The following is a 22,859-nucleotide window of genomic DNA, read 5'->3' on the forward strand; positions in this document are numbered from 1 at the left end:
CGCGCTCCTTCGTCGCTTGCTCGGCCCGGCGGCTATCGCTCCTCGCACCTCAGGGAGCAGAGGGCTGTCGGCATCGCTCCTTGCACCTCAGGGAGCAGGGGGTAGCGCTCAGATCTTGCGGTGCCGCAGGTTGATCGGGAGGCCGTCGGCGGGGGTCGGACCGGTGCCGTAGGTGAGTTCCGGGCGGTAACCGGCCGGGACGTCCCACTCGAAGCGCTGGAGCATCTGGTGCAGGATCGACTTCACTTCCATGCCACCGAAATACAGGCCGATGCATTTGTGTGCGCCGCCGCCGAAGGGCGCCCATGCGAAGCGGTGGACCTTGTCCTCGCGGCGTTCGGGCGAGAAGCGTTCGGGGTCGAAGTGGGTGGGGTTGGGCCACCATTCCTTGCGCAGCATCGTCGCCCACGGGTGGATGCCGAGCAGCGTGCCCTTCGGGATGTAGTGACCGCAGATCTCGGTGTCCTCGATCGCCATCCGGAAGAGCATGCCGACCGGCGCATTGAGGCGCAGCGTCTCCTTGAAGGCCAGCTCCATGCTGGGGAGCTTGTCGACGTCGTCGTAGTCGATCGTCGGCTTGTCGAGGGCCAGGGACTCCTCGCGCAGACGCTGCTGCCACTCGGGGTGCTTGCCGAGGAAGTAGGTCATCATCGACAGCGCGATGGTGCTGGTGTCGTGTGCAGCCATCATCACGAAGATCATGTGGTTGACGATGTCCTCGTCGGAGAACGTCTCACCCTCGTCGCTCTCGGCATTACAGAGAACGCTGAAGAGATCGTCGGCGTCGTTGCCGCGACGCAGCGGGATCTCGGAGCGGAAGTACTCCTGCAGCGCCTCGCGGCCGCGGAGTCCCTGCGCCCAGGTCCAGTTGCCGACGTCCTTGCGCACGATCGCCTGGCCGCCACGCACGGCTGCCTCGAAGGCGTGCTCGAGGCGGTGCGCCTCGGACTCGCTGACGTGAGCACCCATGAACACCTCGGTCGCCAGCGACAGCGTGAGGTCCTTGGTGCGGGAGTACATCTTGAAGCCGTTGCCGACCTCCCAGTTGGCGAGGGTCTTCTCGATGTGCGGGGTCATGATGTCGAGGTAGCCGGTCAGGCGCGGCCGGCTGAACGCCTGCTGCATGATCCGGCGGTGCTGCATGTGCTCGTCGAAATCCATCAGCATGACGCCCCGGCGGAAGAACGGGCCGATCATCGGTTCCCAGCCGAGCTCGCTGGAGAACGCCTTCTTTCGGTTCATCCAGACGGCTTCGATTGCATCCGGACCGACGAGCGTGACCATGTTCATGCCCAGCGCGCCCGACCACGAGACCTGGCCGTAGCGCTCGAAGCGCTCCATCGCCGTCTTCAGCGGGTCGACCAGTGCTTCGAGAGTGTTGCCGAGGTACGGAATCCCCGGATCGCCCATCACCGGCTTGAGGTCCGACCCGGCGGGTGGCTCGGCCAGCGGGCGTTCCGAGCTCGGGTACATGCTGCTCGCCTTCGCCAGCACGCTCTGGATCTGCTTTTTCCGACTCGTCATGAACCTGCCACTCCCCGTTGTTCCGATGTGCGTTACATCACTATGCACCATTGGAACGGATTTTAGCGTCTGTTTCAAGGGGAGTGTGCAGACGGGGTGTTCACGCAGGTTGTGCGAGCGTGTCGGCCGACCGTCGGGAGGTCAGCACCCGGGGCCCCGAGACCCCCAGCGCGACCAGCACCGCCAGACCCCAGAGCAGGAACGACGACCCGACGAGATGCTGCCACCAGACCCAGGACAACTCGGCGTCGTACCGCTGCGGGATTCGCTGATGCGGCGCGACGGCGAAGATGACGAGCCCGGAACCGACGAGCCACCACCACATCGCCGACGCCGCGGGCGTGGTCGCGAGGAAGGTCAGCAGGATAAGCAGCGGGACCACCCAGACCCAGCTGTGGTCCCAGGCGACCGGCGAGCAGTACAGCGCGGCGAACGCGACTGCCATCAGTGCCGCGACGTCGCGCGGCCCGGACGGCTGTGGACCTGCCGGTCCAACCGACAGCAGACGCCACGCGACCCAGGCGATGAACAGGCCGACGATCAGCGAGACGAGGAACCACGCGACGTCGGTCTCGGTGCCGAGCTCACCCTTGATCGACTGGTTGTTCGCGAAGTGCGGACTCCCGATGCGGTCTGTGTCGAAGAGGGTCGATGTCCAGTAGGTGCGCGAGTCGTTCGGTGTCAGGAGATGGCCGAGACCGGCGTAGGCGACCGCCGACGCCGCGGCCACGCCGAGTGCGCGCCAGTTCCGGCGGACGAGGAAGAACAACAGGAAGACCGCGGGGGTGAGCTTGATCGAGATGGCGAGTCCGACGAGCAGCCCGTTCCACCACTTGCCGCGGCCCAGCAGTACGTCGACGACGACGAGCGTCATCAGCACGATGTTGATCTGTCCGAAGTTGAGGGTGTCGCGGACGGGTTCGAGCCAGAGGCCGACCGTCGCGGCGGCCGTTGCGAGCCACCACAACTGGTGAGCAGGCCGCTCGACGAGGCAGGACAGGACGATGCGGCACACCACCAGCAGGCAGCCGATGGAGATCGCGGTGAACAGGGCCTGACCGAGGCCGAGTGGGACGACCGTGAAGATCGAGAACAGCGCTGCGGCAAGCGGTGGATACGTGAACGGGAGGTACGAGCCTTCCGCGAGTCGGGGCAGGATGCCGTACAGGTCGCCGCCGTCGAGCAGGACCCGTCCGCCCATGCGGTAGACGTCGAAATCGATGCGATACGGGGCCGGCGGTTGGTTCGGCAGCACGACGATGGCGACCGCCGAACTGATGAGGAAGACGGCGAGTGTCGCCCACCGGGCCCAGGCTGATCCCAGGTATCGATCCAGCGCACGTCGCGGGTTTACAGCAGCAGTCACGAGCCCTCACTTCCGAGCGGGATCGTATCGCGGAGGGCGTGCGATTCAGGGTGGCCGGGCCGTGGCCGTGTAGTCGGGCGGTGCGGGTCGCACGTGGACTCGTCGGTCGTCGACGGTCGAAGGGTGGTCGAGCATTCTCCGGTGGGGTCGGTCGATGGGACCGTGGCGAGTCGAAGTGATCGGGCGTCGCCGGGATCGGGTGAAGGGCGGGTCAGGCAGCTCCGGGTTTGCGTCGATCTGCCGGCATGATGTCGACCACGCCGTCGTCCGGATAGCCGTCGAGCATGATCGTCGCGACCGCGCCGAGTGCGCGGTCCCAGGCCAGCGTCATGGCCGGGGTCCAAGACTCGCCGCCGATCTCACTCATCGCGGCGATCATGCATTCCGCGACCGCCGTGTACATCGGTCGGGTGACGCCGAGACCGGCGTGTCGCCGCCCCAACGCGTGCAGAGTCGTCGTCAGCCACTCGGCGTCGTCGAGATGCTCCACGACCGAGGCGACGGCGCTGCGCAACATCTCGGCCTGGGCCCTGGTGTCGCGGCCGAACATGGCGCGAACGGTGGGATAGCGGTCGAACAGGATCTCGTAGAAGCGAACGGTGAGGCCCGCGTCGGGAAGGTCGACGAGTGCCAGGCTGCGTTCGAGCAGTTGTTTGTCCATGCACGGACCTTGGTCCACCGGCATTGCGACTGGGCGCGCTGCGGGGAAGGCCGAGGTAACAGTGGTCTCACAGCGAACCGCAGCCGGTGTGAGGTTCGGGATTGTTCGGGCGTTTGGTCCGTTCTCAGAGGTTTTCAGCTGTCCCAGTCGACCGTGCGGGCCATGTCCAACAACCGGCGTCGGCGCGTCTCCCCCGTCGCACCCATCCACGCGATGAGCCCGTAGACGTGTGAACGGAAATCCGGGTGCTCGTCGCGATTCTGCGACGACGCCCCGTGCCGGCGGGCGTTGTGGAGCAGGGCTCGCAGGTTGTCGTAGTCGGATCGGGCGACCTGCGGACGGTCGTTGACGACGAGACCGGCGAGGTGTTGGCGCTGATGGCTGTGCATGATCCGGACCTTCTCCGGGTGCACGGTGAATCGCTCGTCTTCGACGATGCGGAGCACCGTCCACAGCACGCGGTCGGCGTTCATCGCGTCGCCCGAGATCGCGAGGTCGTCGCCGTAGCGGGTGTATCGGAGGCCGTGACGGCGGGCGTACCCGTCGAGCCGCCGATCGAGCGGCCGCATCACGAGATTCGCCAGATGCGGCGAGGTCGGCGCACCTTGCGGCAGGTGTCGTTCCCGAAGGAGTGCCGCGTGCGTGTGATCGATACCGCGGAGTTCGTCCACAGGCGTTGCTGTGGTGCACAATTCGGCGAGCAGGCGGGCGATGTGCGGCGGGTAGCCGGCCTGCCGGAACACTGCTCGGACGCGCGGTACGGTGATCGTCTCGAAGCAATGCCGGAGGTCGACGCGCAGTACCACGGGACGGTCCGTGTGCGGCCAGGCGAAAGCAGCCGGTGACGACCCGGGTATGAAGCCGCGCGCCGCGGGATGGGCCGGAATGCGCTCAATCAACCGTCGCAGCAGGCGCCGTTGCGTCTCGCGCATACGGGGTTTCGGAGCTTCGATGACCCGGACACCGTCCCGCTTCTCACGCCGCCAGATTCGGTAGTGACGCAACGGCGGGCGCGCCGTTCGTAGCCATTGGCCGCGGTCGGCGAACCATTCGAGCTCGGGCACGGTGAAGTCGAGCCAGTGCGCGAACTGCTCGACATCGTAGAGATCGGGCAGAGCGTCGGACACCGTTCCCGCGGAACGTGGTTCGTGCACGACGACGGGTTGAGCGGCGACGGGTGCCGGGTGGGTCCACGGCGCGAGGGCCTGGATCATCACGGTCGCGGGATGTCGCGGTTCGTGAGGCGAGAGTTCGATGATGCGGGCGGCGACTTCGGAGGTGACCTCAGCGGGCAGGACCGCTCTCACTGCCGCCAGGATCTCCGGCCACGTCCAGGCGGTATACGTGCGCGAGAAGGCCGCAGCGACTTCCGCTGCCTCATGCGGTTGCAGGAACGGTTCGGTCACGGCGCCGTGTCGCGTCGTGGGCTGACGTGATGATGAACGACGGATGGGGTGACCAGAACTGAGCAGCGGCGCCGTGTGGCACGTGCAGCGTGCGCGCCGGCGTCGGACGCAGGAACCAGCTGTGAAGTGCACCCAGGGGTTACCCCTGAGACGGATCGCGACGATCCACTCTCACCTCGCCCGTCGTTCATCAACCGACATTGTGCCACGGGCGTCTGACACCGTCGGGGACGTTCGTCGTTCGCGCGGCAGAGCGTCACGAGGGGTGCGGTAGTGAAAGGGCCAGCAGCGCTGCGTCGATTGTGTTGTCTCGCGCGAACCTACTCCCTTGTTGACCGACAGACTTCAACTCGACCGGTAGACCTCGATCGAAGTCCATAGGTCGAGTTGAAGTCTGTCGGTTGGGGGGGCCTGGTTGCTGGACCCTTCGAGGCTCGTCGCTATCGCTCCTCGCACCTCAGGGAGCAGAGGGTACGGGAGTTGTCAACGCCAAGATCGCTCAGATCCTTCTGCTCCTCTGGCATGTGACCAGCAGTTTTGTGGTTCGGGATCCCCGGTGTCAGGCACCGACGTACTCGGCGAGGTGCTCACCGGTGAGGGTCGATCGGTCGGCGACGATATCGGCGGGCGTGCCCTCGAAGACGATCCGGCCGCCGTCGTGGCCGGCGCCCGGGCCGAGGTCGATGATCCAGTCGGCGTGGGCCATCACGGCCTGATGGTGCTCGATGACGATCACCGACTTTCCGGAGTCGACGAGACGGTCGAGCAGCCCGAGGAGCTGTTCCACGTCGGCGAGGTGGAGGCCGGTGGTGGGCTCGTCGAGGATGTAGACGTCGCCCTTCTCCCCCATGTGACTGGCCAACTTCAGGCGCTGGCGTTCGCCGCCGGACAGGGTGGTCAGCGGTTGACCGACCTTGATGTAGCCGAGCCCGACGTCGACCATCCGGTGCAGGATCTTGTGTGCTGACGGGAGTTTGGCGTCGCCGTCGGCGAAGAAGGCCTCCGCCTGGGCGACGGACATCTCGAGCACTTCGCTGATATTGCGGCCGCCGAAGGTGAAGTCGAGCACCTCGGCCTGGAATCGCTTGCCCTCGCACACCTCGCAGGGCGCGGCGACGCCGGCCATCATCGCGAGGTCGGAGTAGACGACACCCGCACCGTTGCAGTTGGGGCAGGCGCCCTCCGAGTTCGCGCTGAACAAGGCGGGTTTCACGCCGTTGGCCTTGGCGAACGCCTTGCGGATCGGCTCGAGCAGACCGGTGTAGGTCGCCGGATTGGAACGCCGCGACCCCTTGATGGCGCTCTGGTCGATGGAGACGACCCCGTCCTCCTTGGCGACCGTCGAGTTGATCAACGAACTCTTGCCCGAGCCCGCAACGCCGGTGAGCACGACCAGCACACCGAGCGGGATGTCGACGTCGACATCGCGCAGATTGTTGGCATCGGCCCCGCGGACCTCGAGATGGCCACTGGGCGTGCGGACCTCGTTCTTGACGGCGGCGCGGTCCTCCAGGTGGCGCCCGGTGAGCGTGTCCGCGGCACGCAGTTCGTCGACGGTCCCTTCGAACACGATCGTGCCGCCGTCGGTGCCCGCTCCCGGGCCGATGTCGACGACGCGGTCGGCGATCGCGATCACCTCCGGCTTGTGCTCGACCACCAGCACCGTGTTGCCCTTGTCCCGCAACGCGCGCAGCAGATCGTTCATCCGAGTGATGTCGTGCGGGTGCAGACCGATCGACGGCTCGTCGAACACATAGGTCACGTCGGTCAGCGACGAACCGAGATGCCGGATCAGCTTGGTGCGCTGCGCCTCTCCGCCGGACAGAGTGCCGGCCGGGCGTTCCAGGGACAGGTAGCCGAGTCCGATGTCGACGAACGCGTTGAGGTGGTCTCGCAGCGCGGTGATCAGCGGGGCCGCGGACGGATCGTCGAGTTCGGCCACCCACTCGGCGAGATCGCTGATCTGCATCGCGCATGCGTCGGCGATGCTGATGCCCTTGATCTTCGACGAACGGGTCTCGGCGGTGAGGCGGGTGCCCTCACAGTCCGGGCACTTCGCGAAGGTGATCGCCCGGTCGACGAAGGCACGGATGTGCGGCTGCATCGCCTCACGGTCCTTGCTCAACATCGACTTCTGGATCTTCGGGATCAGACCCTCGAAGGTGATGTTGATGCCCTCGACCTTGATCTTGGTGGGCTCTTTGTAGAGCAGGTCGTTGAGTTGCTTCTTGGTGTACTTCGCGATCGGCTTGTCGGGGTCGAAGAAGCCGCAGCCGCGGTAGATCCGGCCGTACCAGCCGTCCATCGAGTAGCCGGGGATCGTCAGCGCGCCCTCGTTGAGCGACTTCGACGAGTCGTAGAGTGCGGTGAGGTCGAAGTCGGAGACGTCGCCACGTCCCTCGCATCGCGGGCACATCCCGCCGGTGATGGAGAAGCTCCGACGCTCCTTGACCTTCTGCCCGCCCTTCTCGATGGTCACCGCACCCGCCCCGCTGATCGAGGCGACGTTGAACGAGAACGCCTGCGGCGATCCGATGTGCGGAGTTCCCAAGCGACTGAACAGGATACGCAGCATCGCGTTGGCGTCGGTGGCCGTGCCGACGGTCGACCGGACGTTGGCACCCATCCGCTCCTGATCGACGATGATCGCCGTCGTCAGACCCTCCAGGATGTCGACGTCCGGACGAGCCATCGACGGCATGAAGCCCTGGACGAACGCGCTGTACGTCTCGTTGATGAGCCGCTGGGATTCCGCGGCGATGGTGCTGAAGACCAGTGAGCTCTTCCCGGAACCCGACACCCCGGTGAAGACCGTCAGCCGACGCTTCGGCAGATCGACGCTGACGTCCTTGAGGTTGTTCTCCCGGGCGCCGTGGACGCGGATGATGTCGTGCGTGTCGGCGGGGTGGATGCCGTCGGCCCGCACGGCGTCGACCTTCCGTGCGGGACGGGTGGCTGTTCGGCTCATCGTCTCTCCATCAATGTGGCGACCGCGGGCGGGCGGTCGTCGGCGTTCGGGGTGCTCGTGTCATTCCGGAGGTCCGTTGCCACGAGGTCGGTGCGCGGACTCCCGGTCGATCTAACCAGGGTGGCGGGCGCCGGCGCGGGGTGTTGTCGGTCGACGACCGCGCCGAGTGCTTCCGGGGGCGGGTATCGACCGGGTCCGCACATCTCTCAGCCGGCCTGGTCGATACGGATGAGGTTGCCCGCCGGGTCACGAACGGCGGCGTCGCGAACGCCGTACGGCTGATCCATCGGCTCCTGCATGATGTCGACGCCGCTTGACTGCAACTTGTCGAACAGCCCGTCGAGGTCGTCGGTTGCCAGCGTCAGCGCGCCGTAACTCCCCTTGGCGATCAACTCGAGGATCGTCTGGCGTTCCTCCTCGGAGATACCGGGATCGGCAGCCGGCGGATGCAGGACGATCGACGTGCCCGGTTGTCCGGGCGGGCCGACGGTCAGCCACCGCATGCCCTCGTAGCCGACATCCTTGCGGAGTTCGAAACCGAGGAGGTCGCGGTAGAAGCCCAGGGCGGCGTCGCCATCGGTGTGTGGGAGGAAGGTGTACTGGATCGTGATGTTCATGGGATCAGGCTAGGCAGTCTCACCCGCGCTGTGCTTCTCGATTCCTGATCGGTCTCGTGATGTTCTTCGCCAGGCACGCCGGTATCCCGTCCGTCGCGTCGGCCGACTGTTCGCGATAGACCGTCGGCGGGACCCCCACGAGTTCGGTGAACCGGGTGCTGAAGGTGCCCAACGACGAGCAGCCCACCTCGAAGCAGACCTCGGTGACGGTCAGGTCGCCGCGCCGCAGCAGCGTCATCGCCCGTTCGATGCGGCGAGTCATCAAGTACGAGTAAGGCGATTCGCCGTAGGTCCGGCGAAACTTGCGGCTCAGGTGACCGGCCGACATGTTCACCCCGCGCGCGAGCGCCTCGACGTCGAGCGGCTGCGCGTACTCGCGGTCGATCCGGTCGCGGACCTGACGCAGCAGGGTCAGGTCGCGCAGGCGCTGATCGGAATCGGTTCGCGGCACGGATTGATCGTAGTGCGCTCAGACCTCGAGCACCGCCGAGATGTCCGCACCGAGGGCGTCGAGACGGCGTGCGGCCTCGTCCCGCGGTACGGCGCCGTCCGAGCAGTCGAGGACGACTTCGAGATAGCACTTCAGCTTCGGCTCGGTGCCGGAGGGACGCACGACGACGCGGTCGTCGGCGGCCGTCCGCACCAGGACGCCGTCGGTCGGCGGGAGATCAGCGGATCCATGTGCCAGGTCGCGGTTCTCCACCACCGGCGAGCCGGCCAGTCGTTCGATCGGTGACGAACGCAGGCGCTGCATCATCTCGCCGATCAGCGCGGTGTCCTCGACGCGGATCGTCAACGGTGCGGTGGCATGCAGGCCGTGGCGACGGGCGAGCCGGTCGAGCTCGTCGGTCAGCGTGCGGCCATCCCTCCCGAGTTCCTCGACGAGGGAGATGACCCGGACCATCGCACCGATGCCGTCCTTGTCGCGGACGGTGTCGGGGTCAGTGCAGTAGCCGATCGCCTCCTCGTAACCGAAACGCAGGCCGGAAGTCCGGGCGATCCACTTGAAGCCGGTGAGCGTCGCGGCGAACCGCAGCCCGTGGTCCGCGGCGATCCGGCCGAGCAGCCGGCTCGACACGATCGAACACGCCAGGGTGTCACCGGGGCGCGTCGCATCCCGTGCCGCCTGCTCCCCCAGCAGCGCGCCGATCTCGTCGCCGGTCAGCTGTCGCCACTGCCCATCGGGACCGACCGTCGCCACCGAGCAGCGGTCGGCGTCGGGGTCGAGGGCGATCACGACGTTCGCGCCGACGTCGCGTGCGAGATCGAGCGCGAGGTCGAGGGCACCGGGCTCCTCCGGGTTCGGGAACGGCACGGTCGGGAAGTCGGGATCGGGAGCGAACTGCGCCGCCACCACGTGGATGTCGCCGATTCCCGCAGCCCGCAACACATCCCGAGCGACCGTACCCCCGACCCCGTGCATCGGCGTCAGTACGACGCGCACCGGCGACGGGCCGCCGCCGGGTCGAAGCCGCGCGGTGCGCTCGACATAGGTCCGCACGGTCTCGTCGTCGAGGTGGATGACCGCCGCGGGGTCGCGGGACACTTCGTCAGCGGGCGGCGCCTGCGCGATCCGGTCCGCGATGTCGGCGTCGGCCGGGGAGATGATCTGCACTCCCCTGCCCGCATCGTCGGTGGCACGGCCGCCGAGATACACCTTGTAACCGTTGTCGGCCGGTGGGTTGTGCGAGGCGGTGATCATCACCCCGGCGTCGCAGTTGAGCGCACGCGTCGCATGAGCGGTGACCGGCGTCGGCAACCAGGGTGGCAGCGCGAACACCGTGAGCCCCTGCGCCGCAAGCACTTCGGTTGCCGCGTCGAAGAACTCGGCCGATCCGTGCCGGGCGTCGCACCCGACCACGACACGCGCGTCGGGACCGACCGTGCCGAGCAGATACCGCGCGACACCGGCCGTGGCGCGGGTGACCACGGCGACGTTCATCCGTGACTCGCCCGCACCGACCTCGCCGCGCAGGCCGGCGGTGCCGAAGGTCAGCGGTCCGTGGAAGCGGGCCGCGAGATCGTCGGCGGCGGCGACGTCACCGGTCACGGCCGCGTCGATCAGATCGGTCAGCACGGCTCGGGTCGACGGGTCCGGATCGTGGTCCCGCCAGTGCCGCGCGGTCGCGAACAGGTCGGCCCGGGTCACCGGATGCGGCGACCCGGCTCGACGCGGTCTCCCAATGCCACCCGGGCACCGCGCAGGATCTGCGTATCCATCCCGACCAACGTGATCTTCTCGGTCGGGACCGGCCGTGTCCGCGGGTGCCCGCCGATCACCGCGTTCGGGCCGACGCGCACCCGTTCGTCGAGGACAGACCATGCGACCGACGCGCCGGCGCCGATGACAACGTCGCCGAAGATCACCGAATCGGCCACGACCGCACCTTTTTCGACGACCACCCCCGGTCCGAGAACGCTGCGTCGGACCGTTCCGTGCACGTGGGCGCCGCTGCTGACGAGACTGCCCTCGACGACCGCCCCGGTCTCGATACGCGCGGCCGGGCGCTGCGGCTGGTTGGTGAGGATCGGCCGGTCGGCGCGGAAGACGTCGAGGGACCCGGAGATGAGGTCGCGGTGCGCCTGCAGGTAGGTCTCGGGACGGCCGGCGTCGATCCAGTACCCCGGCATCGCGTGGGCCACCGTCTTGCCGCGGTCGACGAACCAGGGCACCAGGTGTTCGCCGAAGTCGCCCAGGCCGGTGTCGTCCTTCGGGGATCCCTCGGTCGTCCGGCTCTCCAGGTACTCGAGGCCCTCGATGAGCACGGCCGGGTCGTAGACGAAGATCTCGGTGGCGATCGTGCGCGTGGTGGCGCGTTCGGGTTTGTAGCGGAACTCGCGGACGGTCCCGTCGCGGCGGGCTTTCACGGTGGCGTGCTGCGCGGCCTCGTCGAGCGGACACGTCGTGGTGACCACAGTGCATTCGGCGCCATGGCGGCGGTGGGTCTCGATGGCGTCGCGGAAGTCGAAGTCGTAGACGTGGTCGGCGCTCATGACGATGACCTCGGCCGGTGCGTGGGCGGCGATGCGGCCGCGGATGCGATACAGCAGGTCGGCGTTGCCGGTCGCGAAGCCGTCTTCGGTTTCCGGGGCGTCGGTCTGCTCCGGCATCACCACGCGCAACCCGCCGCTCGTGCGGTCCAGATCCCAGGGACGGCCACCCGCCACGATCTGGGTGATGGTCTCGGCCTCGTACTGCACGCACAACCACACGTCGTCGATGTGACTGTGGTGCAGGTTGGAGAGCGGGAAGTCGATGAGCTGATAGTTGCCCGCGAACGGCAACGCGGGTTTCGCCCGCCGATCGGTCAGCACCTCCATCCGCGAACCACGTCCACCGGCCTGCACGATCGCGAGAACCTCCGAATACCGCATCACCCCAGTCTGCCCCACGCCGCCGGGTTTGCCCGGATACCGTGGCCGACGGAACTCGACGACATGCGACGAGGAGGTACGAGCAGTGACGCGCATCCACCGGGCCGAGCACGCGACGACGGAGCGTGTGGAGGTCGACTGCCTCGTGGTCGGCGGCGGCATCGTCGGGCTGGCGGTGGCGCGGGCATTCGCCCGGCGAGGACGCGACGTCGTCGTCCTCGAGGCCACCGATTCGGTTGGCGCGCAGACGACCTCGCGGAGCTCGGAGGTGATCCACGCCGGCATCTACTACCCCGAGGGCAGCCTGAAGGCGGAACTGTGCGTCCGCGGTCGCGATCAGTTGACCCGATTCTGCGACGAGCACGGCGTCTCGTGGGCGCGGCCGGGCAAACTCATCGTCGCCACCGACGGCACTCAGAGCGAACGCCTCGACGTCTTGCTCCGACACGGTCTGGCCAACGGCGTTTCCGACCTTCGACGGATCGGAGTGGACGAACTGCGCGACCGGGAACCGGCAGTCGAAGGCGTCGCGGCACTGTTCTCACCGTCGACCGGGATCGTCGACGTCGACGGTGTGGTGCGTGCACTGGTGCGTGACCTGGAGGCACACGGTGGCGCGATCGCGTTGCGCAGCAGAGTGATCGGCGGACAGATCAACGCACACGGCGTCACCGTGCAGACATCGGACGGCGAATCGGCCTCCGCCCGGACGCTCGTCAACTGTGCCGGGATCGGCGCGTGGGAGGTGGCCCGGGCGCTGGCCGGCTTCGGCGGCCGGATCCCGCCGCGCTTCCTCGCCAAGGGGAATTACTTCGGGTTGTCCGGCGTCCGGGCGCCGTTCCGTCACCTCGTCTACCCGATCCCCGCCGACGGCGGATTGGGCGTGCACTTCACGATGGATCTCGCCGGCGAGGCCCGATTCGGCCCCGACGTCGAATGGCTGAACTCGTCCCCCGACGAGACGATTGCCGGAGAGGTACTCGACTACGCCGTCGACGAGGCGCGCGCCGACGCATTCGAACGAGCCATCCGCATGTATTGGCCGCACTTGCCGGCCAACGCCCTGGTGCCCGCCTACGCCGGGATCCGGCCCAAGGTCGCCGGGCCGGGTGCCGGTGCCGGTGACTTCGTGATCCAGGGGCCGCGGTCACACGGCATCGCGGGCCTGGTCAACCTCTTCGGTATCGAGTCGCCGGGCATCACGTCATCGTTGGCGATTGCCGACCATGTCGTCGGTCTGGTCACGCCCCCGACGACGTGACCAGACCGACAGGGAGCGCTCAGCCCTGGTGCGCCGCACCCTCTTTGGGGTGGTACTGGTAGGCAGCGCTTGCCTTCTCGCGAACCTTCATGGCCTGGATCGCGTCGTGATGACGCCGGGCGTGATAGGCCAGCGGGAAGTACGTCAGCCGCTCCGGCAGGGTGCGGTAGGCGAATCGTAGATTGCGATGAATCCGCTCGAGGTGATGCTGCTCGGCGTCGGACCAGCTCAGGCCCAGGATCTCCCGCACGCGCGGATCCATGACGCCGACGGTGGTCAGGTAGTTGAAGTTCTGGAACGGCACCGACGCGGTGGCAGCGGCCTTCTTCACGGCGGGGCGCAACGCCTTGGGCACCGACTTCGGGACGACGGGCGCGGCGCGCATCTGACCGATCAGTTCCAGCGCGACCGGGTGCCGGACGAGCTTGTTCTCGATGAAATCGTCGAAGTACTCGTCGAACTCCTCGAGGGTCTCGGGGTAGTTCTTCATCGGTACCTGGACGATCTTGGCGATGCGGCGGTTGTCCCGCAGGAGTTCTTTGCGCTCCTCGAGGGTGAAGTGCCGGCCCAGCACCAGCGGCGCGGCGGTCTCGATCGTGGGTAGCGCGGTGGCGATCACCCAGGCGTACGCCTCCGGGTTGAGTGCACTGATGTGCTTGCCCTCCGAGTTGCGCATCTGCAGCGGCTGGTGCAGCTTGCGGAGACGCTTGCCCTCCTCGAGAGCCTCCTGACCGCCGTAGGTCCAGCGCAGCACCGAGTCGGCGGAGCGGATCGCACGTCCCACGGGATCGGTGCGGAAGACTGAATACTTGTCGACGACATCGCCGATGACGGGGTGCATCACCTGCATCACGAACGCCGCCCCGTTGATCGGGAGGAACGTGTACATGCCGGTGAGCTTGGCGGTCAGCGAGTCCGGCGGGATCAGTTCGATCTCGTCGTCGCGGTGGTTGAGCAGCGGCTCGCCCGCCACGAAGTCACTCGCTGCGGGTTCGGACGCTGTCCGTTCTTCGTGTACCGCGGTCATGGTGCCCCCAACATCGGTCTCGGATACTACTAATTCGACAACATTCGTAGTCAGATTAGCGCAGGCGTTCCCGAAAACCCACCTTTTGTCGGATTTCGGCTACTGAAGCGAGTCGGCTCCGGCGTCGGGGCCGATGACCACGGTCCGCGTGGCGAGTTCGCGGTGGCGAACCGTGAAGATCCGCGTGCCCTTCTTGCGTCCGCTGCGGACCTCGCTGAGATCGAGTCCGTCGGCCGTCAGACGCGCGTGGGTCGTGTCCACATCGGTCGACCGCCATGCCACACCCCAGAGCAAGACCGGCGACGACGGCACCGGGTCGGCCGGCGGGCGGGGCGCGGCGACGACCTCGACGATCAGGTCGTCGCGCCGGAAGAACAGCTGACGGGCGTCCTGCCCGATCGGCTGGTCGAGACGGAAATCGAGGCCGAAGGTGCCGGCGAACAGCGCGACGGCGACATCGCGGTTGTCGCAGGTGAAGACCAGATGGTCGAGGCCGGTCAGATCGCCGTCAACGGCCGCCCCGGATTCGGGTCGTTCGGCGATCCCGACCGGACTGGTCTCACCCAGCGCTCCGAGGACGGTGTCCGCGAGCGGATACCCGCGCCGGCCGAGTAGACGCCGGGACGCCGTGATGTCGTCGACCGTGAAGTACACGTCGTGGGTGTCGGGCTCGCCGGCCGACAGCCGCATCGAGAGGGCGACGTTGCCGAGGTTCACCACTCGCCGGCCGTCGGCGCCCGTACCGACCTCGTGTCCGAGCAACCGCTGGTAGGTCTCGGCGGTCGTCGACGGGTCGTCGCTCGCGAGGTCGACGAGTGCGTGCGGGCCGGCGGGCGGAATCGTCACCGCTTCTTCTTACCCTTCCGACGACGAGCCGGCGCCGGCGGCACCCGTCGATGGATCAGTTGCGCCGAGCTGGTGATATGCCAAGCGCGACAGGAGCACTCGTAGTAGCGCAGCTCCGGGGCGGTACCAACGAGGTGGCGACGGAGTCGATCGATGCCCTCACGAGCGTCGGCCGGTGAGGCGAACGGCAGTTTGTCAGGCGTCGGGCAGGCCGGATAGTCGATGCCGGCGCGGCGCCGGCGTCGAGGTTGCTCGCGGAACGCCGTGCGTGCCTCGACATCGCGATAGAACGCTTCGAGATCGTCATCGGAGAAGGGCACCCGTCGATTATCCCCCGAGCCGCGCGCGGGCTGGGATCAGCGGGCCATCCACAGCCGACGGCGGATGACCTGGCGCATGCGGCGCAGCTCCGCAGCGGTCAATCCCGACGGCGGGTCGGTGTCGACGAGGCGGTCGACCTGGGAGAAGAAGTCCCGATCGGTGAGGCCGAACTCCTCGACGATCTGCCGGGAGGAGCCCCCGCCCAGGGAGTACCAGTCCGTCTCGAACTGGATCATCTGCTGCTGTTTGCTGTCCATGAAGACCACCGAATCTGCGTTGTCGACCTGAAACCCGGACCTGTGTCGCGGAGCCACTCGGCTTCGGCTCCTGCGTGACACACGTCACCGACGTCGTCATTTCTACACCTGTCGACCGACAGAAGACAGCAGGCGGCCCATGCTGATTCCAAAGGTCCCGCAGATGTTCATCGCACGTTCGAGGACGGCCGCGGAGAAGCTCAGACCGCCAGTCGATCGCCGGTCCCGGCACGCGCTTCGCGCCGGTTCGCGCGGATGCTGCTGGCGAGCGACGCGCCGATGAACGCCACGCCGACGAGCCCCGTGATCACCTCGTTGATCTCGATCTCGATGCTGATCAACAGGATTGCGGCCAGCGCGCCGATGGCCCAGTGCGCACCGTGTTCGAGGTAGCGGTACTCCCCCAGCGTGCCCTTGCGGACAAGGTAGATCGTGATGGACCGCACGAACATCGCGCCGATGAATCCGAGCCCCAACGCGATGATGATCGGGTCGGAGGTGATGGCGAAGGCGCCGATCACCCCGTCGAAGGAGAACGACGCGTCCAGGAGCTCGAGATAGAGGAACAGGAAGAACCCGGCCTTGCCGGTGGCGACGGTGACCGGGTGCGGACCGGAGCCGTTCGATCCGGACCTGTGTGATCCGGGCCCGCCTGATTCCGTCGCGTCCGATTCCGGCCCGTCCGATTCCGGTTCGGCCATGAACAGCGAGCTGAGCCCGTCGACGGTGATGTAGGTGACCATGCCCAGGATTCCGGCGATCAGGACGGTCGCGCGGCTCTCGTCCGGCGCCAGGAACTCGGCGGTGAGAACCAGCGCGAGGGCGGCCAGTACGACCGCGAGCTGGTCGAGCTTGCCGAGCGTGGCGAGCGGCTTCTCGAGCCACGTGAGCCAGGTCTGCGGGCGCTCGGTGAGCACGAAGTTGAGGAACAGGAGCAGGAGGAACATCCCGCCGAACGCCGCAATCTGCGGGTGGGCCTCGGTGAGGATCGTCTCGTAGCTGGGTTGACCGTCGGCGAAATGCGTCTGCCCCTCAGGTGGCGGGTTCATCGCCAGGTCGAGCGCCTCGACGGGGTTGAGACCTCCGGTGATCTACACGATGACCAGCGGGAACAGGAGACGCATGCCGAACACGGCGATGAGCACGCCGACGGTGAGGAACATCTTCTGCCAGAACGCGCTCATCCGTTCGAGGATCGTCGCGTTGATGACCGCGTTGTCGAACGACAGGGGACACCTCGAGCACGCCGAGGATGGCGCACAGGGCGAGGCCGGTCCAGCCGAGGTAGAGGTAGGCGACGACCAGGGCCACGAGCGTGACGACGAGCGAGGGCGCGAAGATGCGCGCGGTCACCGCAGCTTCTCGGCTTCCCGCGCGAGTTCGAGCAGAGTGTCGGTGAGGTCGGCCAGCACGTCGTGTTCGGCACCTTCGGCCACCGCGGTGCCGAGGTCCTCCGCGGCGCACCGCAGCGCGAACATCCGGTCGCCGAAGTCGGCGGCCTCCGCCGAGGAGAGGATCACCGCGTCGTCGGGAATGGATGTGCCCTCGAGCAGCGTTCTCTGCTCGTAGGCACGCTGCCTGCACGATCGCTTGCAGTACTTCCGCCGACGCCCCATCTCGGAGTCCACCATCGTGCGGCCGCACCAGGCGCAGGCGTACGGCCGACGCCGACGCGCTGCGCCCGTTTGTACGCCGTGCGTAGTGCCTGGTTCCACACCGAGACCGTACCGCTGTCACGACCGGCCCCGCTCGCTGCGCTCCCGGCGGCGCCGCCCCTCGGACCGCGGTGGACAACACGGGTCGTCGCCGGTGGCGAACCCACGCAGGATTGCGCGTAGAATGTTCCTGTTGACGACCCGAAAGTCGTGCGCAGCGTTGCGCGCGATCCTGGAATGCAACAGAGATCTCCCGGCAGACCGGGAGATCCGACGAAGTTGAGAGGAACCCTTCATGGCAGATCGAGTACTTCGGGGTAGCCGCCTCGGCGCGGTGAGCTACGAGACCGATCGTGACCACGACCTCGCGCCACGACGCATCGTCCAGTACCGCACCGACAACGGCGAGATCTTCGACGTGCCGTTCGCCGACGACGCGGAGGTCCCGTCGAAGTGGCCGTGCAAGAACGGCATGGAAGGCACCATCCTCGAGGGCGCCGAGCCCGAGGAGAAGAAGACCAAGCCGCCGCGTACGCACTGGGACATGCTGCTCGAGCGTCGCAGCGAGGAAGAGCTCGAAGTGCTGCTCAACGAGCGCCTCGACCTGCTCAAGCAGCGGCGCAAGGGCATCACCAACTGACACCCGCCGGGCGCCCGACGCCCGGAACCGAACAGACCCGGCAGGACATCCTGCCGGGTCTGTTCGTCTGCTCAGCGGATCATCGCGTCCGGACCAGTCCCCAGCGCTCGAGGCGGCTCTGGACTCCCCAGCGGGCGACCATCGTGAACGCCTCGGACATCACGCCGCCACTCATCTTGGACACCCCGATCTCACGTTCGGTGAAGGTGATCGGTACCTCCCGGACGTCGAAGCCGGCACGCACCGTGCGCCACGCCAGGTCGATCTGGAAGCAGTAACCCGCGGACTCGACGGTGTCGAGCTGGATCTTCTCCAGCACGATGCGGCGATAGGCGCGGAACCCGGCGGTGATGTCGTGGACGCCCGCACCGAGAGCCAGACGGGCATAGGTGTTGGCACCGCGGGAGAGGAACTCCCGGCGCTTCGGCCAGTTCACCAGCTTGCCGCCCGGGACATAGCGGGACCCGATCACGAGATCCGCGCCGTCGTTGACGGCGTCGAACAGGCGGTGCAGCTGCTCAGGCGCGTGGCTACCGTCCGCGTCCATCTCGACGATGACGGCGTAGTCGCGGTCGAGTCCCCACGCGAAGCCGGCGAGGTACGCCTTGCCCAGGCCGTCCTTGTCGACGCGGTGCATGACATGGACCCGGGTCGCCGCGTCGGCGCGGGCAAGGTCGTCGGCGACATCGCCCGTGCCGTCCGGGCTCGAGTCGTCGACCACGAGGACATGCGCCCCTGGCAGCACGTCCTGTAGACGTCCGATGATGAGCGGCAGGTTGTCGCGCTCGTTGAACGTCGGCACGACGACGAGTGCGCCCGTGCCGTCGGCGCCGACCACGCGTTGCGGCGCGTCGTCGGGCCGCCGCTGCCCTGCCGTGGCGTCAATCCCCGATGCCATCGAGCTCCTTCGTGTCACCGGTCGCCCGTGCGGCGACCCTGCGTGGCCTGAGTGAGAACCTAGTACGCGAGCGCAGCGCAAACAAAAGCCCCGCCACCGCCGCGATGATCGCGATCACCTCCGGCCAGGGGCCCAGGCGGGTCGCGAGGGTCATGTCCTCATGGAGTGGCAGACGACCGGTCAGCACCTCCGCGGTGAATATGCCGGACTGCTGGCTGATGGATCCGTCCGGCTCGATGACGGCGCTCACCCCACTGGTGGCCGCGACGACCACGGACCGCCCGTGTTCGACGGCCCGGACCTGTGACATGGCCAACTGCTGATACGTCATCTCGGTCCGGCCGAAGGTCGCGTTGTTGGTGGGCACGAACAGCATCTGCGCGCCGTCCCGGACGGATTGCCGAGCGGCCCGATCGAAGGCGACCTCCCAGCAGGTCGCGACACCGACGGTCACCGTCCCCGAGCGACCGGGCACATCGACCACCGTGGTTCCGGTGCCGGGGCGGAAGTCTCCGGCCATGTCCGCATACGACGAGAACAGGCGGAAGAACGGCCGCCACGGGAGGTATTCGCCGAACGGCTGGACGATGTGCTTGTCGTAGCGGTCGACCGGGCCCTGCGCGCCGTCCCAGACCAGGACCGAATTGGTGGGTCGGCCATCGGGGTTGCGGATGAGCGTGCCGACCAGGATCGGCGCGTCGACGGCCTCGGAGGCCGCGGTGATCCCGGCGGCCGCGTCTGCGTTGTCCAGCGGCGAGATGTCCGAGGCGTTCTCCGGCCACAGGACGAAGTCGGGCTGCTCGGTCTGCCCGGTGTCGATCGCCCGGCCGTAGGACATCGTGGTGCGGACGTGATTGTCGAGGACAGCGCGCCGCTGGGCGTTGAAATCCAGACCCAGGCGCGGGACATTGCCCTGGATGGCACCGATCCGGGCCGAGGACGTCGCAATGTTGCGGTCGAGGCTGGCGGGGGTCGCCGCGATGGCCGCGATCGGTGCGAGCAGCGCGATGGCCACCGCGGCGGTCGCGATGCGCACCACGCCCGAGGAACGTTCGGCGGACGGCCCCGGGCCGTCGGCGTGCTCGGGGTCGGAGACGGTCGTCGTGCGCCGGTACGCCCGGGTGAGGATCACGAGCAGCCAGGCGACGGCGGAGCCGAAGAGCGCGACACCGGCCGACAGCCCGGGTGCGCCGAGCACCGAGGCCAGCGGCAGCAGCGGTCCGTCGACCTGACTGAATGCGGTTCTCCCCCAGGGGAACCCGCCGAACGGGAAGGCGGACCGGAGCCCTTCGACGAGCACCCACGACAACGTGAACCACACCGGGGGCACCGGAAGGCGCATCGTCAGGGTGGCGATCGCGCCGAACAGCGCGAGGTAGACGGCGAGCACCGCGGCCAGGGCGAGCCACGGGAGCGGACCGACGTAGACGCCGATCCACGGCAACAGCGGCACGAAGAACGCCAGCCCGAAGACGAAGCCGATCCACCCGCCGGTGCGCACCCGGGGCGACCCGACGAAGAGTGCGGCAAACAGCAGGCCGAGGCCGAGGACCGCGAGGAACCACCAGTTGCGCGGTGGGAACGCGGCCCACATCGCGACACCCGCGGCGGCGGCGGTCCCGGTACGTGCGAGCCAGGACGCTGAGATCCGGGATCGGGAGACCCGCGGGGGACTCACCCGGCGTCCCGGTCGTACAGGGTCCGGCCGCGATGCACGGTGCGCACGCAGCGCGGCAGCGCGGCCCCCGGTGAGACGTCCGGCAGCGCGGGCACCCGCGACCGCGGATCGGTCGACCACCGCTGGACCTTCTCGTGGGATCCGGCGACGACGAGGTCGTCGACCTCCCACACCGCGTAACTCGCCGGGGCGCCGGGCGTCAGGGTCCCGGTGACACCGTCGTTGACTCCCCCGGCCCGCCAGCCGCCGCGGGTCGTCGCGGCGAACGCGCCGCGCGCCGAGATCGCATTGGTCGGCTGATGATGGTGCACGGCGGCCCGGATGGTCGACCACGGGTCGATGGCCGTCACCGGTGCGTCTGACGAGAACGACAGCGCGACACCGGTTTTGGCCAGCATCGCGAAGTCGTTGAGGGTGGCCGCACGGCTCGCCCCGAGACGGGCGTCGTACAGGTCGCCGGGACCGCCCCATTCGGCGTCGAACAACGGTTGCATGCTGGCGATGACGCCGCAGCGCGCGAGGACCTCGGCGTCGGCGGCGGTGACCATCTCCGCGTGTTCGAGCCGGTGCGCACAGCGTGCGAGCGCGGGCGTGCCGAGTTCGTCGGCGAGTTCGGCGAGTGCGCCGACGACCACACCGGTCGCGGCGTCGCCGATGACGTGGAAGCCCGCCTGGATGCCCGCGATCGTGCAGGCGCGCAGGTGATCGCGGATCTGGTCGGGGTCGAGGTAGCTGATACCGCTGGTGTGCGGATCGTCGGTGTATGGCTCCGAGAGCCACGCGGTGTGGGAGCCGATGGCACCGTCGATGAACAGGTCACCGCCCAGGGCATCGGCCCGGGTGATCGACATCAGTTCGCGGGCGTGGTCGGCGTCGGTGACGGCCTGGCCCCAATAGCGCCGGATCTCGACGGGATGGTCGAGTTCGGCGAGCGCGAGGAAGTCGTCCATGCCGCTGATGTCCGGTCCGCCGTTCTCGTGCACGGCCACCACCCCGTGGGCGGCGGCCCCGTCGAGCGCGCGGCGTTGTGCGCGTTCGCGATGCGCCGCGGTGACCAGCAGGCGGGCCGCGCCGCGGACGAGATGGTGGGCCTCGGCGACCAGCGGCTCCTCCGGGTGATACCCGACGGCGTCGGCCAGGTCCGGGATCAGGCGTCGTAGCGCGGTGGATGCCACCGCGGAGTGCTCGTCGATCCGGGCGAGGTAGACCGGCCTGGTCCCGACGACGGCGTCGAGCTCGGTGGTCGTCGGGAAGCGACCGTCGTCGGGTTCGGCGCCCGCCCAGGTCGAGTCGTCCCAGCCGAGACCCCAGATGAGGTCGCCTCCGTCATGGGCGGACTCGGCGGCCACGGCCTTCTCCACCAGCCGCAGGCAGTGCGTGCGGCTCGACGCCTCGTTCAGGGTGAGGCCGTCGAGTCCGAGCCCGGTGGACGTCAGGTGGACGTGGGAGTCGACGAACCCGGGACTGACGAAGTGCCCGGCGAGGTCGATGACCTCGGCGTCGGGATGGAGTGCGCGGCCGACGTCGTCGGTCCCGACCCAGACGACGATTCCGTCGGTCACGGCCATCGCGGTCGCGTCGGGGGCCGCCGGCGAGTACACGGCGCCGCCGAGAAGCAGTTGGGTTGCCACGATCGTTCAGTGTGCCTTGCCGTCGGAGGAGGGTGGCGAGCGGTCCGGGTGCGCGCGTGTCAGTGACGCGGGCGGCGTGGTGCCGACCGCCGGCTGGTCAGGACCTGTTCAGCGGCCCTGCGGTAAGCCCCGGGTGTGCGGCGGCGCCGACGGCGACCCGGGCTCGGGCGTGTCGGATTCCACGACGGAACCCTCGACGACGGTCGCGCCACGTCCGGCGCCGTAGACACCGGTGGCATACATCCCGGCCCGGTCCATCGCGGTCGCCACACGGCGGGCACCCACCGCGGAGACGGCCGGACGCATCACCCGACGGGTCGGCGGGAACAGCAGCAGGGTCCCGGCGACGGTCGACACGACGCCCGGGACAACCAAAAGGATCGTCGACACGGCGACGAGCGCAGTGTCGGCCAGCGGGGCCCGGGGATCGACCTCGTTCCTCGACGCGCGTTGCAACTCGCCGAAGACCTTGCGTCCCTGCCAGCGCAAGATGACGACTCCGAGCACGACGGCGGCGAGGCTGATTAACACCGCCCAGCCGAATCCGAGGGTCATGACCATCGCGACGAACGCGGCGATCTCCAGCACGGCGTAGGCCGCGAACCAGCGGAGAGCCATGGTGCTTCACCTGTCCTTCGGTGCCCTTCGGCACCCGTTGACGTCAGGGTCTGCGTGGACAACGAACGACGACGCGGTTTTGTCCCGGGGGGGTTTCGACAAGCTCAACC

Annotated in this window: 20 protein-coding genes and 1 pseudogene; 2 read left to right on the top strand and 19 right to left on the bottom strand. The window is 68.1% G+C overall.

The window, feature by feature from the left end; genetic code table 11:
• Window positions 1-108: 108 nt before the first annotated feature.
• The 9 genes from M4D77_RS07055 to M4D77_RS07095 form a co-directional block, all read right to left on the bottom strand.
• The gene (locus tag M4D77_RS07055) at window positions 109-1,524 is read right to left on the bottom strand and encodes a cytochrome P450 (protein ID WP_259935860.1); all 1,416 of its coding nucleotides are present in this window, start codon (window positions 1,522-1,524) and stop codon (window positions 109-111) included.
• Between the two features lie 100 nt (window positions 1,525-1,624).
• A complete protein-coding gene (locus tag M4D77_RS07060; protein ID WP_259935861.1) occupies window positions 1,625-2,890 on the bottom strand; it encodes a glycosyltransferase 87 family protein in 1,266 nt (421 codons plus the stop codon).
• A gap of 211 nt (window positions 2,891-3,101) precedes the next feature.
• On the bottom strand, window positions 3,102-3,551 hold the full coding sequence (locus M4D77_RS07065; protein ID WP_159370792.1) for a globin domain-containing protein: 450 nt from the start codon (window positions 3,549-3,551) through the stop codon (window positions 3,102-3,104).
• Between the two features lie 134 nt (window positions 3,552-3,685).
• Window positions 3,686-4,957, bottom strand: a complete 1,272-nt coding sequence (locus M4D77_RS07070; RefSeq protein WP_259935862.1) for a reverse transcriptase family protein — start codon at window positions 4,955-4,957, stop codon at window positions 3,686-3,688.
• Between the two features lie 559 nt (window positions 4,958-5,516).
• Window positions 5,517-7,925 (bottom strand): excinuclease ABC subunit UvrA, encoded by a 2,409-nt coding sequence (locus M4D77_RS07075; RefSeq protein ID WP_259935863.1) that lies wholly within the window; start codon window positions 7,923-7,925, stop codon window positions 5,517-5,519.
• A 206-nt stretch (window positions 7,926-8,131) separates the two neighbouring features.
• Window positions 8,132-8,542, bottom strand: coding sequence for a VOC family protein (locus tag M4D77_RS07080; RefSeq protein WP_259935864.1), 411 nt, complete (start codon window positions 8,540-8,542; stop codon window positions 8,132-8,134).
• A 19-nt stretch (window positions 8,543-8,561) separates the two neighbouring features.
• Window positions 8,562-8,993, bottom strand: a complete 432-nt coding sequence (locus M4D77_RS07085) for a helix-turn-helix transcriptional regulator (protein WP_259935865.1) — start codon at window positions 8,991-8,993, stop codon at window positions 8,562-8,564.
• Between the two features lie 18 nt (window positions 8,994-9,011).
• Complete coding sequence (locus tag M4D77_RS07090; RefSeq protein WP_396266540.1) at window positions 9,012-10,691, bottom strand: phospho-sugar mutase; 1,680 nt, start codon at window positions 10,689-10,691, stop codon at window positions 9,012-9,014.
• Window positions 10,688-11,917, bottom strand: a complete 1,230-nt coding sequence (locus M4D77_RS07095; protein WP_259935866.1) for a glucose-1-phosphate adenylyltransferase family protein — start codon at window positions 11,915-11,917, stop codon at window positions 10,688-10,690. The genes M4D77_RS07090 and M4D77_RS07095 overlap by 4 nt, the downstream gene beginning before the upstream one ends.
• A 28-nt stretch (window positions 11,918-11,945) precedes the next feature.
• On the opposite strand from M4D77_RS07095, the gene M4D77_RS07100 reads away from it, so the two are divergent.
• Window positions 11,946-13,178 (top strand): NAD(P)/FAD-dependent oxidoreductase, encoded by a 1,233-nt coding sequence (locus M4D77_RS07100; protein WP_259935867.1) that lies wholly within the window; start codon window positions 11,946-11,948, stop codon window positions 13,176-13,178.
• A gap of 19 nt (window positions 13,179-13,197) precedes the next feature.
• Here the strand turns inward: M4D77_RS07100 and M4D77_RS07105 are convergent, their stop codons facing one another.
• The 6 genes and pseudogenes from M4D77_RS07105 to M4D77_RS07130 all read right to left on the bottom strand — a co-directional run bounded on the left by M4D77_RS07105 (window position 13,198) and on the right by M4D77_RS07130 (window position 17,260).
• The gene (locus M4D77_RS07105; RefSeq protein WP_259935868.1) at window positions 13,198-14,205 is read right to left on the bottom strand and encodes an oxygenase MpaB family protein; all 1,008 of its coding nucleotides are present in this window, start codon (window positions 14,203-14,205) and stop codon (window positions 13,198-13,200) included.
• 99 nt (window positions 14,206-14,304) lie between these two features.
• The gene (locus tag M4D77_RS07110) at window positions 14,305-15,051 is read right to left on the bottom strand and encodes a VOC family protein (protein WP_058250452.1); all 747 of its coding nucleotides are present in this window, start codon (window positions 15,049-15,051) and stop codon (window positions 14,305-14,307) included.
• Entirely contained in the window at window positions 15,048-15,371 is a 324-nt protein-coding gene (locus M4D77_RS07115) for a hypothetical protein (RefSeq protein ID WP_058250451.1), read from the bottom strand. Before M4D77_RS07115 ends, M4D77_RS07110 begins: the two co-directional genes overlap by 4 nt.
• A 36-nt stretch (window positions 15,372-15,407) precedes the next feature.
• The gene (locus M4D77_RS07120; protein WP_065632045.1) at window positions 15,408-15,629 is read right to left on the bottom strand and encodes a DUF3263 domain-containing protein; all 222 of its coding nucleotides are present in this window, start codon (window positions 15,627-15,629) and stop codon (window positions 15,408-15,410) included.
• Between the two features lie 200 nt (window positions 15,630-15,829).
• Window positions 15,830-16,982: pseudogene (locus M4D77_RS07125) on the bottom strand (DUF475 domain-containing protein).
• Window positions 16,979-17,260: a hypothetical protein gene (locus tag M4D77_RS07130; protein WP_065632033.1), complete on the bottom strand. Its 282-nt coding sequence runs from the start codon at window positions 17,258-17,260 to the stop codon at window positions 16,979-16,981. Before M4D77_RS07130 ends, M4D77_RS07125 begins: the two are co-directional and overlap by 4 nt.
• Before the next feature lie 319 nt (window positions 17,261-17,579).
• Between M4D77_RS07130 and M4D77_RS07135 the strand changes: the two genes are divergently transcribed.
• Window positions 17,580-17,924 (top strand): RNA polymerase-binding protein RbpA, encoded by a 345-nt coding sequence (locus M4D77_RS07135; RefSeq protein ID WP_058250448.1) that lies wholly within the window; start codon window positions 17,580-17,582, stop codon window positions 17,922-17,924.
• A gap of 79 nt (window positions 17,925-18,003) precedes the next feature.
• Here the strand turns inward: M4D77_RS07135 and M4D77_RS07140 are convergent, their stop codons facing one another.
• The 4 genes from M4D77_RS07140 to M4D77_RS07155 all read right to left on the bottom strand — a co-directional run bounded on the left by M4D77_RS07140 (window position 18,004) and on the right by M4D77_RS07155 (window position 22,749).
• Window positions 18,004-18,822 carry a polyprenol monophosphomannose synthase gene (locus tag M4D77_RS07140; RefSeq protein ID WP_058250447.1) on the bottom strand — a complete coding sequence of 273 codons (819 nt, stop codon included), beginning with the start codon at window positions 18,820-18,822 and terminating at the stop codon, window positions 18,004-18,006.
• Entirely contained in the window at window positions 18,806-20,500 is a 1,695-nt protein-coding gene (gene lnt, locus M4D77_RS07145; protein ID WP_259935869.1) for an apolipoprotein N-acyltransferase, read from the bottom strand. The genes M4D77_RS07140 and lnt overlap by 17 nt, the downstream gene beginning before the upstream one ends.
• The gene (locus tag M4D77_RS07150) at window positions 20,497-22,131 is read right to left on the bottom strand and encodes an amidohydrolase (RefSeq protein WP_259935870.1); all 1,635 of its coding nucleotides are present in this window, start codon (window positions 22,129-22,131) and stop codon (window positions 20,497-20,499) included. The genes lnt and M4D77_RS07150 overlap by 4 nt, the downstream gene beginning before the upstream one ends.
• A gap of 108 nt (window positions 22,132-22,239) precedes the next feature.
• Window positions 22,240-22,749, bottom strand: coding sequence for an FxsA family protein (locus M4D77_RS07155; protein WP_259935871.1), 510 nt, complete (start codon window positions 22,747-22,749; stop codon window positions 22,240-22,242).
• Window positions 22,750-22,859 lie beyond the last annotated feature (110 nt).

The sequence above is a fragment of the Gordonia sp. p3-SID1431 genome (assembly GCF_025143765.1).
GTDB lineage: Bacteria > Actinomycetota > Actinomycetes > Mycobacteriales > Mycobacteriaceae > Gordonia > Gordonia hongkongensis.

Coding starts and splice junctions, on each gene's coding strand:
- M4D77_RS07095 (WP_259935866.1), bottom strand. CDS start 11,917: ATGCGGTATTCGGAGGTTCTCGCGATCGTGCAGGCCGGTGGACGTGGT.
- M4D77_RS07065 (WP_159370792.1), bottom strand. CDS start 3,551: ATGGACAAACAACTGCTCGAACGCAGCCTGGCACTCGTCGACCTTCCC.
- M4D77_RS07075 (WP_259935863.1), bottom strand. CDS start 7,925: ATGAGCCGAACAGCCACCCGTCCCGCACGGAAGGTCGACGCCGTGCGG.
- M4D77_RS07080 (WP_259935864.1), bottom strand. CDS start 8,542: ATGAACATCACGATCCAGTACACCTTCCTCCCACACACCGATGGCGAC.
- M4D77_RS07105 (WP_259935868.1), bottom strand. CDS start 14,205: ATGACCGCGGTACACGAAGAACGGACAGCGTCCGAACCCGCAGCGAGT.
- M4D77_RS07055 (WP_259935860.1), bottom strand. CDS start 1,524: ATGACGAGTCGGAAAAAGCAGATCCAGAGCGTGCTGGCGAAGGCGAGC.
- M4D77_RS07135 (WP_058250448.1), top strand. CDS start 17,580: ATGGCAGATCGAGTACTTCGGGGTAGCCGCCTCGGCGCGGTGAGCTAC.
- M4D77_RS07140 (WP_058250447.1), bottom strand. CDS start 18,822: ATGGCATCGGGGATTGACGCCACGGCAGGGCAGCGGCGGCCCGACGAC.
- M4D77_RS07155 (WP_259935871.1), bottom strand. CDS start 22,749: ATGGCTCTCCGCTGGTTCGCGGCCTACGCCGTGCTGGAGATCGCCGCG.
- M4D77_RS07120 (WP_065632045.1), bottom strand. CDS start 15,629: ATGGACAGCAAACAGCAGCAGATGATCCAGTTCGAGACGGACTGGTAC.
- M4D77_RS07130 (WP_065632033.1), bottom strand. CDS start 17,260: ATGGTGGACTCCGAGATGGGGCGTCGGCGGAAGTACTGCAAGCGATCG.